Here is a 13747-nt window from a genome sequence, read left to right as displayed (position 1 = left end):
GCCTGCTCCCTGCGGCCAGATCTCAAAACACAGCCGGTCTTTTTACCATGAACGTGATATATCCGTTCCGCCTGAGAGTATGCTCCATGCGCACCGCATTATCAATATTGCGGAATGCCCCCACACGGACCTTATAAAGTCCATCTTCATAAACAACAAATGCCGGGAACCCCTGAGCCTTTAAAGTATTAACCTGATCTTCGGCCAAAGTGTGAACCCGGAATGCTCCTGTCTGCACCTGATAATATTCGGGGCATGTTGCAGTCTGTTCGTTTATAGAATTCAGAGTGCCTTCTGCAATCCCCTGTGCAATCATCTGAAAATTCTGATCAAACAGATTATTATCCTCTTCATTGTCAATAAATCCTGCTTCCACCAGAACCGATGGCAGCTTTGTCCGTCTGAGTACTACCAGCCCCGGTCGTTCCACTGTGCCTAAGTTGGTAAGACCCGTCTTCTTTAAGGCTTCACCTATGTTTCTTGCCAGCTTGCCCGGCACCCCTTTATCTTCAAATACAAGAACCTCTATTCCGGAACCGGTACCTGGAACCGGCATGGCATTTCGGTGAATGGAAACGAGAAAATCTGCTTCCGCATCGTTGGCCATCACGGCCTTCTCAAGGGGCGTATTGTAGGTATCGTCAGTTCTCGTATACCTGACATCCATTCCGTTGTCTGCAAGAATTCTTCCCACAGCCATCGCAAGCCTTAAGTTATCATCTTTTTCCTGCCGTCCGTCAAAGGTCGCACCTGGATCTGTGCCGCCGTGACCGGCATCTATTACTACGATCATTCTCTCAGCCAAAAGAAAAACTCCCTTCACATACTTCTATTATATAAAGTATGTAAGGGCAGCCTTCTCGGTACCATTTTTTCGTACTACATTTATTCTTTTTCTCCTAATTCCGCCATTACATCCATGTCTCTTGGCCCAACCGGAGTAGAAAATACAATCTGAGTGCTGGTCTTTCCATATTTTTGGAGCTGCCCGATAAAAACATCCAGCTCCATGGTGCTTGGAAAGGCTACCTTGACCAACATGGAGTATTCTCCTGTGACGCAGTTGCACTCCAGCACATTGGGAATGGACTTCATATCTCCATAAAACTGGATCTTATCCGCCGAAGAAACATCAAGACTTATAAATGCGGTGATATGATATCCCAGCTTCCTTGAATCCACCGCCGCATGATATCCGGTGATGATTTTTTCCCGTTCCAGCTTTTCAATTCTGGCAGAAACTGCAGGAGAAGACAAAAAGGCAATTTCCGCTATATTTTTTAAGGATGCCCGGGCATTGTTCTGCAGGGTCTTCACTATTTTTTTATCGATATCGTCCATTATTTCCTCCCAAAAATAAGAAAAGCGCCAGTACCACCAGGGCACTGAACGCTTTTGTTCTGCTTAAACTCATCATAACCAATCATTAAAAACTTGTCAATATTTATTTTTTTAGGGATGGCATTTCTTTCATCCGATCAATGGCTTCTACGGTATTCTCATAGGTTCCAAATGCGGTCAGACGGAAATATCCTTCGCCGCTTGGCCCGAACCCGCTTCCAGGAGTTCCCACCACACCGGCCTCCTCAAGAAGCCGGTCAAAAAATTCCCAGGAGGTCATTCCCGCCGGTACCTTTAACCAGATGTAGGGCGCATTGACACCGCCGTAAACTTCACACCCGGCTTCCTTTAATCCTGAGTAAATGATTTTCGCATTTCTCATGTAATAAGCCACCTGTTCCTTTAACTGGGATTTTCCCTCGGCGGAATAAACCGCTGCCCCGGCCTTCTGAACGATGTATGGAGCTCCGTTAAATTTGGTTCCATGGCGTCTGGCCCACAGGGAATGAAGGGAAACCCCTCCCCTTTCCAGAGCTTTGGGAATGACGGTAAATCCCAGACGGACCCCGGTAAAGCCTGCATTCTTGGAAAAGGAACGAAATTCAATGGCACAGGTTTTCGCACCTTCAATCTCATAAATGGAATGGGGGACATCATCTTGAGCGATATAAGCTTCATAAGCTGCATCATAAAGGATCACCGCACCACATTCATTGGCGTAATCCACCCAGACCTTTAACTGGTCCCTTGTCAGAGTCGTACCGGTCGGATTGCCCGGAACGCATAAGTAAATGAGATCCGGTGTCTCTACCGGAAGCTCGGGCACAAAATGGTTTTCAGCCGTACAGGGCATATAAATCACATTGCTCCACTTACCGGCCTCTTCCTCATATTCTCCTGTTCTTCCTGCCATGGCATTAGAATCCACATAAACAGGATAAACCGGGTCGCAGACTGCGATTCTGCAGCTTTCATCAAAGATCTCCTGGATATTTCCGCAATCGCTCTTGGCTCCGTCCGAGACAAAGATCTCATCAGGGGATATCTCACAGCCTCTGGCGGTGTAATCTTCCTTTGCAATGATTTCCCTTAAAAATCCATAGCCCAGATCCGGCGCATAACCGTGAAAGGTCTCCTTTTGTCCCATCTCATCCACTGCTTCATGAAGAGCCTTAATAATAGCAGGTGCAATGGGCTGGGTCACATCTCCGATCCCCAGCCGGATGATCTTCTTCCCCGGATTTGCCTCGGTAAAGGCATTTACCTTTTTTGCAATGGTGGAAAAAAGGTAGCTTCCCGGTAACTTCAAGTAATTTTCATTAATTTTTACCATTGGTTCCTCCTGTTATCCTAAAGATTTGTAATGTCAAACTCTCCCTCAAATACTTCTACCGCCGGACCGGTCATGAACACATGCCCGCTTCCGTCCCTGTCCCAGTGGAGGTGTAAATTGCCGCCTTTTAATTCCACCTCAACCGTATTGGAAGTACGGCCGCTTAAGGCAGAAGCAACCGCGCTGGCAGCCGCTCCCGTTCCGCAGGCATAAGTTTCCCCGCTGCCTCTCTCCCATACCCGCATTCGAATGTATTCACGGCTCACCACCTCAATAAATTCGGAATTCGTGCGTTCCGGAAAACGCTCATGGTTTTCAAAGGCAGGCCCCATGGCCACAAGATCCAGACCGTCAATGTCAGACATGTAGTAAACGGCATGGGGATTGCCCATGGAAATACCAATAAACTCGTAGTCCTTTCCTTCTATGCGAATTAACTCCGGCACCTGGCTGGTGATCTCCGGTACTCCCAAGTCCACCGTAATTTTAACAGCCTTGCCATGTTCCGGTTTAACCTTTAAGTGTTTGATTCCTGCTCCGGTTTCCACATCGAATTCCGTCTTTTCCACCAGATGACGATCATAAACATATTTCCCTACACAACGGATCCCATTGCCGCACATCTGGCTTTCCGAACCGTCGGCATTAAACATCCGCATGCGGCAGTCCGCCGTTTCTGACGGACAAATGAGTATCAGCCCATCCGATCCGATCCCAAAATGGCGGTCGCTGACTTTTCTTGCAAGCTCCGCCGGATCTTCCACGGATTCCTCAAAACAATTAATATAGACATAATCGTTTCCTATTCCCTGCATTTTTGTAAATTTCATCATTCTCTCCCATAGCTATCGATTGATCAGGCTCATGATCATCTGGGCGGTTTCCACCATATTGGTTCCGCTGTCCATGCTGCATTTCTGGATGTAACGGTGAGCATCTGTTTCGGACATATGGTTTCGTTCCATCAAAAGCTCCTTTGCCTGTCTGATTATTTCTCTTTCTTCCATGCTCCGCTCTTTTGGCTGGCTTTTTAATTTCTTCCGCCTTCTGGTAAAGGATTCTACCATCATTTCCAGAGTACTTAGTAAGTCCTGTACCTTTAAGGGCTGACCCAGGCAGACCACGCCCTCAGGCACTCTGCCGCTCCACTGGCTCGGCGACACAAGAAGGAGCATCTCCATGCCTTTTGGGAGGCATTCGTAAATCTCATGAAATACCATATCAGCAAACCTGCAGCCGCATACTACGATTCCGCTGCCCAGCTCATCAGCACTGTTTACCGCCTGGGCGCCGGAGGTGCAGACCGCCGCCACCGAAAAGCCATTTCTCACAAGAATATTTTTAATATTTTTTGCATCCTCTTCTCTGGAAAATGCTACTATCACATTGGTCAAACACTCTCACCTCCAGATAACCGTATCAGAAAACAGAAATCATTAGTACTTATACAGGTATTCTTCCACTTCCCAATCCGTCACCTGCACCCGGAACATGTGCCATTCGGTTTCCTTGGCTTCCAGGTATTTGGTGTAGATATGTTCGCCCAACACTTCTTTCATAAAATCGTCTTTCCGGAAGGCCTCGATGGCCTCACCCAGGGTCTCCGGCAGATGTTCAATGCCTTTTTCCAATATTTCCTCCGGCTGCATGGTAAATATATTCCGGTCAACGCTCTGCGGCGGGGTCATATCTTTTTCGATCCCGTCAAGACCGGCAGCCAGGCAGGCGGCCAGAGCCAGGTATGGGTTAACGGCAGGATCCGGGCAGCGAAGCTCGATCCTGGTGCCCGCCCCTCTGGAAGAAGGGATTCGAATCAGGGGACTTCTGTTTGCCTTGGCCGACCATGCAATATAAACCGGAGCATCATATCCGGGAACCAGGCGCTTGTAGGAGTTGACCAGAGGATTGGTGAGTATGGCCATTCCCTTCATATGGTAAAGGATACCGGCTATAAACTGGTAGGCAGCCCTGCTTAAGCCCAGCTCATCTGCCTCATCCTCAAACATATTTTTGCCATTTAAATCAGACAGGGACATATTGATATGCATTCCGGAGCCGTTGACCCCTGCTTTTGGCTTTGGCATAAAGGTCGCGTGAAGTCCGTGGCGCTTGGCTATGGTCTTTACCGCCATCTTAAATGTCATGATGTTATCCGCAGTCACCATTCCCTCTGCGTATTGAAAGTCAATTTCATGCTGTCCCGGTGCAATTTCGTGATGGGAAGCTTCGATCATAAATCCCATCTCCTCCAAAGTCAGCACCATATCCCGGCGGACATTCTCAGCTAAGTCAATGGGAGCCACGTCAAAGTAGCTTGCCGTTTCATGGGTATCCGTTGTGGGGCGTCCCTCTTCATCCATATGGAAAAGGAAGAATTCACATTCCGGACCGGCGTGAAATTCATATCCCATGTCCCTGGCTTTTTTTAACACCTTTTTCAGCACAAACCTGGGATCTCCTTCAAAAGGCGTCCTGTCCGGACAATACACATCGCACATCAGGCGGGCAACCTTTCCCTGCTGTGGACGCCATGGCAGGATCTCAAAGGTATCAAGATCCGGATAAAGATACATGTCGGATTCTTCCATTCTTACAAAGCCTTCAATGGAAGAGCCATCGAACATGCAGCGGTTCTCCAAAGCCTTCCCAAGCATGCTTCTGGTAATTGCAACGTTCTTCAGCATACCGAAAATATCAGTGAACTGAAGCCGGATAAATTCCACATCTTCTTCCTCTACAATCCGGAATATATCTTCTTTGCTGTACTTGTTCATAATGCTTTCTCCCTTCTTAAAAACCATAAGAAACACGTTTTCCCCTAATAGGAAAAGGGGTAGGCAAATACAGTCTCACATCAATGGACCATCTTTGCACCACCCCGTCATATGTGTAAAATATAACAGCTAGAAAAAAATTTGTCAATATTTTTTATTGATTACTTTGATATGCTAACGCCCGGATGGCATTTAATATGGCAATCACCGAGACGCCTACGTCTCCAAATACGGCTGCCCACATAGTCGCTATTCCGGCTGCCGATAATATCAGGATGAGCACTTTCACTCCAATGGCGAAAATAATATTCTGCCTTACAATTCTTGCGGTTTTTCTTGCGATAGCAATGGCGTCTATAAGCTTTGACGGTTCATCCGTCATAATCACCACATCGGCAGCTTCCACTGCCGCGTCGGAGCCGATTCCTCCCATGGCGATCCCAACATCGGCACGGGCAAGGACCGGAGCGTCATTGATGCCGTCACCCACAAAGGCCAGGTTATGTCCTTCCTGTTTTTTGGACAGCAGTTCCTCTAGCTTTCCTACCTTATCACCAGGAAGCAGTCCGCCGTGAACCTCATCAAGCCCCAGCTTTTCGCCAACCGCCTGACCAACTTCCGGCTTATCACCAGTCAGCATTACCAGTTTCCTGACTCCGGCTGCTTTTAACCCTTTTAAGGCCATGGGCACATCTTCCCGGATGGTGTCGGATATGGTAATGGAACCAAGATAGCGCCCTCCATCTGCCACATAAAGGGATGTTCCTGTCACAGGCCCCTGGTCAGTGATCTCAATTCCCTTCTGCTTCATAAGCCTTGCATTGCCGATATAAAGCTCATTTACTCTTTCCCCATCTTTAAGCTCTGCCTTAATGCCATATCCTGCAATTTCTTCCACACAGCCGATCAATGCCTCATCAACAGACTTTCCGTAAGCTTCCTTTACTGATAAAGCGATGGGGTGGTTGGAATGAAACTCGCCATAAGCCGCCAGCCTTAAAAGCTCTTCTTTTGTTCCTTCCACAGGATCCACATCTGTGACCTGGAATTTCCCTGTTGTAAGGGTTCCTGTTTTGTCAAAGACAACCGTATCCAAAGAAGCCATGGCTTCCAGATAATTGCTTCCCTTCATGAGAATCCCGTGTCTGGACGCTGCTCCAAGCCCTCCAAAAAAGCTAAGAGGCACGGAAATCACCAGGGCGCACGGACAGGAGACAACCAGAAAGCTGCAGGCACGGTAAATCCAGGTACCCCATTCTCCGCCGAAGACCAGGGGCGGAATCACTGCCAGAATAAGCGCCAGGCTCACCACAACCGGTGTATAAATTTTTGCAAATCTGGTAATAAAGTTCTCAGCTTTTGCTTTTCTAAAACTGGCATTTTCCACCAGCTCTAAGATCTTAGCTACCGTGGAGTCATCAAACAGCTTTGTTACTTCAACCTCCAGTACACCGTTTAAATTGATGGAACCGCTTAATATGGCATCGTTTTCCTTCACTTCCACCGGCATGGATTCTCCGGTCAGGGCCTTGGTGTCCAGTCCTCCGGTCCCTTTTACGACGATGCCGTCAAGGGGTACTTTTTCTCCCGGCTTTATTACGATTCTGTCTCCAACGGAAACCTCATAAGGGTCTACCTTCTCTTCCTTCCCATCCTTAATAAGATTCGCATATTCCGGATTAATATCCATAAGATCGGTAATTGATTTTCTGGATTTATTTACCGCGTAGTCATTAAAAAGTTCACCTACCTGGTAAAACAGCATAACTCCTACCGCTTCTTCCAAAGCACCGATGCCGATGGCACCGAAGGTTGCCACTGACATAAGAAAGTTTTCATCAAAAAACTGGCCGTTCATAATATTCCGTACTGCTCTTAAAGGTATGTCATAACCTGCTGCCAGATAGGAGATCAAAAAGAATATCCAGTACCAGGCAACCTTTCCTTCCACAAACATCCCTGCTGCAAAAAACAGGGCGCTGGCTAAAAGCCTTATTGCCATCCGTTTCTGTTTTTTTGTCATAACTGCTCCTTTGTTCTTACCGAAGTACCTTGAATTCTGCTTCTGGCTCAATCTTGTTTGATATCTTTCTGGCTGCCTCTACGATTTCCTCCGACTTACTGTCTTCTATTTCCATGGTCATCCTTTGAGTCATAAAGCTTAAGGATGCACTTTCCACACCAGCCAGTTTTTTTACCTCTTCTTCAATCTTAGCCGCACAGTTGGCACAGCATAAACCTTCCAGTTTAATAATCTTTTTCATAGCCATTCTCTCCTTTTATGTTTTTTTATCAGCGTCTTCATCACTCATTGATATGCTCCATCCCCTGAGCCAGAATTGACTCGATGTGGCCGTCGGCCAGAGAATAAAATACGGTCTTTCCTTCCCTGCGGAACTTCACCAGGCGCATCTGCTTCAACACCCGAAGCTGATGGGAGATGGCTGACTGCCCCATCTTTAAAAGATTTGCGATATCGCACACACACATCTCCGACTGGCTGAGTACGTAGAGTATTTTTATTCTGGTAGCATCACCAAATATTTTGAAGAAATCCGCCAGATCAAGAAGCTCCTGATCCTGGGGCATGACCTTTAGCACCTGGTTCACAACATTTTCATGAACGCAGATAAAATCGCATTGGTCGATCTCACTATCCCGAATGTTCTTTTTGTTATCCTGCTCCATTTGGTACCTCCTTGATCCTTATATTATTATATGAATAATTGTTCATATGTTTATATTATCACTTTTTTTATAATTGTCAAGAGTTTTTTCTTCCTCACTTGACAGCCATTATCCGCGGTGGTAGACTAAAGGTCCTTTTCCAATCTAATTTCAAATCTGACATTCAGGAAAAGAGAATATTGATACCACGGTAGAGTCCCCGGAAAAAGAAAATTACGGATTCCGGAGAGCAGCGTTTCCATTGGTTTCCCCAATGGCGCTCACCGCTTGGAAAGATATTAGGATCCTCTGACTGGTCATGACAAGCTTCTTTTTTAACAAAGAGCTGCCCGCTGCCGGAACGAACGGATTCACAAATATTACTGCCAGGAGGAACTTATATGATTCAAGTGGAACACATGAACAAGACCTTTAAGGTCGCAAGAAGAAGTGCCGGCTTTTCAGAAGCAGTGAAGGCTCTTTTTCACAGAGAGATGGAACTCATCCTCGCTCTTAACGATATTTCCTTTACCATAGGAGACGGAGAAATGGTAGGCTATATCGGACCGAATGGAGCAGGTAAAAGCTCCACCATCAAAATTCTTAGCGGAATACTGACACCGGATAACGGCACCTGCATGATCAATGGCCGTATCCCATGGAAGAAACGCAAGGAACATGTAAAGGACATCGGCGTTGTCTTCGGCCAGCGCAGCCAGCTTTGGTGGGATGTCCCCATCCTTGATTCCTTTGAACTGCTCCGCGACATCTACGAAATCCCCACACACCAATACCAGGAAACCCTTGACGAGCTGACCGGGCTGTTATCCTTAGGCGAGCTTTTGCGCACTCCGGCCAGACAACTGTCATTGGGCCAGCGGATGCGCTGTGAAATCGCAGCATCCCTTCTTCACAGGCCTAAAATTCTGTTTCTGGATGAGCCCACCATTGGTCTGGATGCAGTATCCAAGCTTGCGGTCCGGGATTTTATCCGAAAGCAGAATAAGGAACACAAGACCACGGTCCTGCTCACCACCCATGATATGCAGGACATCGATGCACTGGCAGACAGGGTCCTCTTAATTGGAAGAGGACGGCTGCTTTTGGACGGTACCCTTTCCGATTTGAAATCCCACCGTCCCACAAAAGAAGCAACACTGGATGAGATCATTGCCGCCCTTTACCGGGATTACCGGATATAGGAGGAAGGTATCATGAGAAAATATTGGTCCTTTTTCCGCATCCGTTTTATCCACGGGCTTCAATACCGGGCAGCGGCCCTTTCCGGCATGGTTACCCAGTTCGTATGGGGAACTATGGAGATTCTTTTATTCCGGGCCTTTTATGAGGCTGCTCCGGAAAGCTTTCCCATGGAATTCCAGGCTCTTTCCACCTACATATGGCTGCAGCAGGCCTTTCTGGCCCTTTACATGACCTGGTTCTGGGAGTCTGAGCTTTTCAATTCCATAACCACCGGAAACGTAGCCTATGAATTATGCCGTCCAATCCGTCTTTACCATATGTGGTTTGTCAGAGGTCTGGCTGTCCGCCTTTCCAAGGCAGTTCTGCGGTGCATGCCCATCCTGCTGTTTGCCTGGCTGCTGCCGGCTCCTTACGGACTCGCACTTCCCGGAAGCCTCCATACATGGTTTTTTACCCTTTTGTCTATGACCCTGGGGCTTCTTTTTGTAGTCGCCTTTGGTATGGTGGTATATATGTCCGTTTTTTACACCATTTCCTCCCAGGGAATCAAACTGATCGTCACCTCCCTTTCCGAGTTTTTAAGCGGCGCGGTCATTCCTCTTCCGTTCCTGCCGGACGGGATCAGGGAATTTGTGAACTTTTTGCCTTTTGCATCGGCCCAGAATGTCCCTTTCCGGATTTTCGGCGGCGACTTGAATGGACATGATATGTATGTCAGCCTTCTTGGGCAGGTATGCTGGCTGGCGGTGTTCCTGGTTATCGGACGGGTCATGGAGCGCAATGCCTTAAAGCGTGTTGTGATCCAGGGCGGTTGAAAGGAGGAAACATGAATTCAATACAATTATATAAAAAGTATCTTCTCATACACTTAAAGGGCATGATGCAGCATAAAGTATCCTTCCTTTTGACCACCATCGGGCAGTTTTTAATATCCTTTAACATATTTCTTGGAGTCCGCTTTATGATGGACCGATTTAAAGAAGTAAAGGGGTTTTCTTACGGTGAGGTCCTGCTCTGTTTTTCTATTACGCTTATGGCCTTTACCATCGCTGAGACCATCTTTAGAAGTTTGGACACGTTTGAAACCATCATCGGAAACGGAGAATTTGACCGCATCCTCCTCCGTCCAAGGGGTAGCCTGTTTCTTGTCCTGTGCAGTAAAATAGAGCTGACCAGAATCGGCCGGCTTTTGCAGGCTGTCGTTATGCTGGCCTACGGCCTGTATTCCAGTTCTATCATCTGGACCCCTGTCCGTGTTATGACCGTTGTCCTTATGATCATAGGCGGGGTGGCGGTGTTCGCGGCCATTTATCTGATTTTTGCCTCCATATGCTTTTTTACCCTTGAGGGCCTGGAATTTATGAACATATTTACGGACGGAGCCAGAGAATACGGGAAATATCCCATCGGCATCTATGGAAAAACCCTTTTGACCATCTGTACTTACCTGGTTCCCTTTGCCCTGTTTCAATATTATCCCTTTTTATATCTCACAGGAAAGACCTCTGAATCATGGTACAGCATCCTTCCTCTGGCTGCCTGTCTCTTTTTGGTACCGGCCGGCCTCTTATGGAATTTTGGACTGTCCCGTTACCAATCGGCCGGTTCTTAAGTCAAAACAAAAAGACCGGGGAGCAGGCGGAATCTTAAGATTCCGTTTGCTCCCCGGTCTTTCTTTATGGTCTAGTGCCCATCTTTTCCATGATGGCTGTAGCACGCATCCAGGTTATAAACTAAGCTGCCGTCCAATAAGGCTTCCACCGCAGGATCAGCTGCCCCGGTCACTCCTGGATACAACTGAATCCCGGCTTTGCTTAAAGAAGTCCTGGCACCCTCTCCGATTCCTCCGCAGATTACGGCATCAGCCCCAAGCCCTTTTAAGAAGTCTGCCAATGCACCATGTCCGTTTCCTTCTGTATCAACCACTTCTGTGGATGCTATTTTTTTCTCTTCTATCTGGTAAACTTTAAACTGCCCTGTTTTTCCAAAATGCTGGAATATTTCTCCGTTGTCATAAGTTACAGCAATCTTCATAAATATGACCTCCATTCTTAAGTTCCTTTGTTTTCCGCCCCACTCTTTTTAATGACCCGGTCAAGCACCAAAAAAGTCACGATCAGCGACACGGCTACGCTGATAAAATCTGAAACAGGCTCCGTATAAAATATCTTATCGATTCCAAACCAGATCGGGATCAGGGCGGCACCGGCTAAAAATATCACCTTCCGGAACATGGAAAGGGAAATTGCGACTTTTGCGACACCCATCCCCACAAATCCGTCAACAACTGCATACTGCAGGGCCAGAGGTATGATGCCCATGGTATAGATCTTAATTGCCCATACCGTCAGTTCCACGTAAGCCTCATTCTTCGTAAAGATAAGGACAAAATACTTAGGAACCGTATGAGCAAGGATAAACATGATGGTAGTAAAACCAAGGGCCAGACCTGAAATATGAAGGCTTGCCTTTTTAATCCGGTCAGGCCTTCCTGCACCGTAATTATAGCCTAAGATGGTCTGGGTTCCGCCGGTAATTCCTCCAAGGGGCATGGTAACCATTAACATAAAGCTCTGCACGATGGTCATACAGGTAAGAAGCATGTCTCCCTGGCCCTCTCCGCCGTAACGCTGGATCATCATATTTAAGGATATGATCAAAATATTATCAAATGCGATGATAAGAAAGGGGCTTAGGCCCAGCACCAGAACACGCTTCATAATCTGCCAGTCGTAATCCCCAAAGGTGATCCGGATAGGGGGCCTGTTTCCAAACAGAAACCGGAGCACAAAGATGCAGGAAGCCATCTGAGACAAAACTGTGGCGATTGCAGCTCCCTTTACTTCCAGACCAAACACAAACATAAACACCGGGTCCAGAATGATATTGCATACGGCCCCCAAAAGAACCGACTTCATACCCACCTTTGCAAAGCCCTGGCAAATGATGAACTGGTTCATTCCCGTAGACAAAAGAGCAAAAATAGTGCCAAGTAAGCATATGGTAATGTAATCATTGGCATAAGAGAAGGTGGCCTCGCTGGCCCCAAACCACATCAAAAGCCTTCCCTTTCCCATAAAGGAAAGAACGGTGATTACCACCGATAAAATCGTTAAAAGTAAAAAACAGTTTGCAAGAATCTGGCTGGCTGCCCGATGGTTTTTCTCTCCCATGCGGATACTCATTAAGGGGGAGCCGCCTACTCCTACTAAGAATGCAACAGAAGAGATCATGGTCACAATTGGACCGCAGATTCCTACTCCTGCCAAAGCGGTCTCGCCTATTCCGGCGATGTTTCCTATGTACATTCGGTCGACAATGCTGTAAAAAACACTAACAAATTGGGCCAGCATGGAGGGAATCGCCAGTCTCCACACCAGTCCTTTTATTTGGTCCGTATCTAAATTATTTTCTGTCTTCACATCAAAACTCCATTAATCCGGTCACTGAACCATGGCTCCGTCAGAGCCAAAGGTATAGGTAACTCCGTCTATATCCATGGTTGTATCATGAATCATGATACCATTGGAATCAAGATAATACCAGGCGCCTCCCACCTGGATCCAACCAGTCTGCTTACTATAATTTTTAGTATAATACTGGTTTCCGTCAATATTCTTCCAGCCTTCCGAAGGGATCAGTGCATTGTAATCCGCAAAGGAAAATTCAATGGTCACATCACCGTCGATTCCCTCCACTCTTCCCTGGTCCGTACACTGCCAAATGGTACGGTTCTTATAATTGTTTACGGAACCGTATCTGGCATACCAGACATCATACGGGATCTGGTTTATATCAATGTAATTGGTCAGCCATTTGTTATTGGCATAAACCACCGGCCGGTATCCTGCGTCTGAAATAGTCTTGCAGAATGCATTGATATTATCCGTAATCTGCTGCTTTGATAAATGATTGTCAAGCAGGTACTGGGATTCCACATCGTATGCAATCGGATAGGAAATCTGGTAATCCTTCACCATCCGGAGCACATACCTGGCTTCCTCTACCGCAGTCTGGGTATCAAGAGCCTGGGTATAGAAAAACACGCCGGTCTTAAGCCCGCCTGACGCTGCGCCTGCCATATTTATGGAATAATAAGGATCCATGTCATTGAGATAACCGATCCGCACCATGGCAAAGGAAATCCCATCCTGAGCCACTTTCTTCCAATCGATTCCGCCATTTAAGCCAGTCTGACGGTTTTGATACTTTGATACGGTAATTCCTTTTTCCAGCGCGCCTGGGATGGGAATACCGGAGGCATCCACATATTGTCCGTTTTCCAGCTTCCATGCCTCCGCAGAAAATCCTTCCTTGGGCACAGCCGTGGCTTTTAACGTCATAAGTCCGGCAACAAGGCATAAGGCTATTCTTATCTTTGTATTCTTATTCATCATTTCCTCTTTCCTGTTCATGCTTTCCTGGTATA

At 47.0% G+C, this 13747-nt stretch carries 15 protein-coding genes; 3 read left to right on the top strand and 12 right to left on the bottom strand.

Annotated elements, in window-relative coordinates; genetic code table 11:
• Positions 1-22 precede the first annotated feature (22 nt).
• The 9 genes from RT269_RS05170 to RT269_RS05130 all read right to left on the bottom strand — a co-directional run bounded on the left by RT269_RS05170 (position 23) and on the right by RT269_RS05130 (position 8136).
• The gene (locus RT269_RS05170) at positions 23-793 is read right to left on the bottom strand and encodes an N-acetylmuramoyl-L-alanine amidase (RefSeq protein WP_313181076.1); all 771 of its coding nucleotides are present in this window, start codon (positions 791-793) and stop codon (positions 23-25) included.
• Positions 794-885: 92 nt separating this feature from the next.
• On the bottom strand, positions 886-1341 hold the full coding sequence (locus tag RT269_RS05165) for an Lrp/AsnC family transcriptional regulator (RefSeq protein ID WP_313180998.1): 456 nt from the start codon (positions 1339-1341) through the stop codon (positions 886-888).
• Between the two features lie 103 nt (positions 1342-1444).
• Positions 1445-2674, bottom strand: coding sequence for an LL-diaminopimelate aminotransferase (locus RT269_RS05160; protein WP_313180996.1), 1230 nt, complete (start codon positions 2672-2674; stop codon positions 1445-1447).
• 17 nt (positions 2675-2691) lie between these two features.
• Positions 2692-3504 (bottom strand): diaminopimelate epimerase, encoded by an 813-nt coding sequence (gene dapF / locus RT269_RS05155; RefSeq protein WP_313180994.1) that lies wholly within the window; start codon positions 3502-3504, stop codon positions 2692-2694.
• Positions 3505-3519: 15 nt separating this feature from the next.
• Positions 3520-4068 carry an ANTAR domain-containing response regulator gene (locus tag RT269_RS05150; protein ID WP_313180992.1) on the bottom strand — a complete coding sequence of 183 codons (549 nt, stop codon included), beginning with the start codon at positions 4066-4068 and terminating at the stop codon, positions 3520-3522.
• Positions 4069-4110: 42 nt separating this feature from the next.
• Positions 4111-5448: a type I glutamate--ammonia ligase gene (gene glnA, locus RT269_RS05145; protein WP_313180990.1), complete on the bottom strand. Its 1338-nt coding sequence runs from the start codon at positions 5446-5448 to the stop codon at positions 4111-4113.
• A 154-nt stretch (positions 5449-5602) separates the two neighbouring features.
• Entirely contained in the window at positions 5603-7471 is a 1869-nt protein-coding gene (locus RT269_RS05140) for a heavy metal translocating P-type ATPase (RefSeq protein WP_313180988.1), read from the bottom strand.
• 16 nt (positions 7472-7487) lie between these two features.
• Entirely contained in the window at positions 7488-7712 is a 225-nt protein-coding gene (locus tag RT269_RS05135; RefSeq protein WP_089992630.1) for a cation transporter, read from the bottom strand.
• Between the two features lie 40 nt (positions 7713-7752).
• Positions 7753-8136 (bottom strand): ArsR/SmtB family transcription factor, encoded by a 384-nt coding sequence (locus RT269_RS05130; RefSeq protein ID WP_313180986.1) that lies wholly within the window; start codon positions 8134-8136, stop codon positions 7753-7755.
• A 380-nt stretch (positions 8137-8516) separates the two neighbouring features.
• On the opposite strand from RT269_RS05130, the gene RT269_RS05125 reads away from it, so the two are divergent.
• From RT269_RS05125 to RT269_RS05115, 3 genes are read left to right on the top strand one after another with little or no spacing between them, the layout of a single operon-like run.
• On the top strand, positions 8517-9317 hold the full coding sequence (locus tag RT269_RS05125; protein ID WP_313180985.1) for an ABC transporter ATP-binding protein: 801 nt from the start codon (positions 8517-8519) through the stop codon (positions 9315-9317).
• 12 nt (positions 9318-9329) lie between these two features.
• Positions 9330-10133, top strand: coding sequence for an ABC transporter permease (locus RT269_RS05120; RefSeq protein ID WP_313180983.1), 804 nt, complete (start codon positions 9330-9332; stop codon positions 10131-10133).
• An 11-nt stretch (positions 10134-10144) separates the two neighbouring features.
• Entirely contained in the window at positions 10145-10930 is a 786-nt protein-coding gene (locus RT269_RS05115; RefSeq protein WP_313180981.1) for an ABC transporter permease, read from the top strand.
• A gap of 71 nt (positions 10931-11001) precedes the next feature.
• Here the strand turns inward: RT269_RS05115 and RT269_RS05110 are convergent, their stop codons facing one another.
• The 3 genes from RT269_RS05110 to RT269_RS05100 are packed head-to-tail and all read right to left on the bottom strand — an operon-like array spanning position 11002 to position 13712.
• Positions 11002-11352, bottom strand: coding sequence for a NifB/NifX family molybdenum-iron cluster-binding protein (locus tag RT269_RS05110; protein WP_313180980.1), 351 nt, complete (start codon positions 11350-11352; stop codon positions 11002-11004).
• A 17-nt stretch (positions 11353-11369) separates the two neighbouring features.
• Positions 11370-12740 carry an MATE family efflux transporter gene (locus RT269_RS05105; protein WP_313180978.1) on the bottom strand — a complete coding sequence of 457 codons (1371 nt, stop codon included), beginning with the start codon at positions 12738-12740 and terminating at the stop codon, positions 11370-11372.
• A 21-nt stretch (positions 12741-12761) separates the two neighbouring features.
• Complete coding sequence (locus RT269_RS05100) at positions 12762-13712, bottom strand: glycoside hydrolase family 25 protein (RefSeq protein ID WP_334308537.1); 951 nt, start codon at positions 13710-13712, stop codon at positions 12762-12764.
• Positions 13713-13747: the final 35 nt, after the last annotated feature.

It is taken from the genome of Lacrimispora sp., from assembly GCF_032078915.1.
Lineage (GTDB): Bacteria > Bacillota > Clostridia > Lachnospirales > Lachnospiraceae > Lacrimispora.
The sequence above is the reverse complement of the archived record's forward strand: the minus strand, read 5'-3'. Positions and strand labels throughout refer to the sequence as shown.

Coding starts and splice junctions, on each gene's coding strand:
- RT269_RS05170 (WP_313181076.1), bottom strand. CDS start 793: ATGATCGTAGTAATAGATGCCGGTCACGGCGGCACAGATCCAGGTGCG.
- RT269_RS05165 (WP_313180998.1), bottom strand. CDS start 1,341: ATGGACGATATCGATAAAAAAATAGTGAAGACCCTGCAGAACAATGCC.
- RT269_RS05160 (WP_313180996.1), bottom strand. CDS start 2,674: ATGGTAAAAATTAATGAAAATTACTTGAAGTTACCGGGAAGCTACCTT.
- dapF (WP_313180994.1), bottom strand. CDS start 3,504: ATGAAATTTACAAAAATGCAGGGAATAGGAAACGATTATGTCTATATT.
- glnA (WP_313180990.1), bottom strand. CDS start 5,448: ATGAACAAGTACAGCAAAGAAGATATATTCCGGATTGTAGAGGAAGAA.
- RT269_RS05140 (WP_313180988.1), bottom strand. CDS start 7,471: ATGACAAAAAAACAGAAACGGATGGCAATAAGGCTTTTAGCCAGCGCC.
- RT269_RS05135 (WP_089992630.1), bottom strand. CDS start 7,712: ATGAAAAAGATTATTAAACTGGAAGGTTTATGCTGTGCCAACTGTGCG.
- RT269_RS05130 (WP_313180986.1), bottom strand. CDS start 8,136: ATGGAGCAGGATAACAAAAAGAACATTCGGGATAGTGAGATCGACCAA.
- RT269_RS05125 (WP_313180985.1), top strand. CDS start 8,517: ATGATTCAAGTGGAACACATGAACAAGACCTTTAAGGTCGCAAGAAGA.
- RT269_RS05120 (WP_313180983.1), top strand. CDS start 9,330: ATGAGAAAATATTGGTCCTTTTTCCGCATCCGTTTTATCCACGGGCTT.
- RT269_RS05115 (WP_313180981.1), top strand. CDS start 10,145: ATGAATTCAATACAATTATATAAAAAGTATCTTCTCATACACTTAAAG.
- RT269_RS05110 (WP_313180980.1), bottom strand. CDS start 11,352: ATGAAGATTGCTGTAACTTATGACAACGGAGAAATATTCCAGCATTTT.
- RT269_RS05100 (WP_334308537.1), bottom strand. CDS start 13,712: ATGAATAAGAATACAAAGATAAGAATAGCCTTATGCCTTGTTGCCGGA.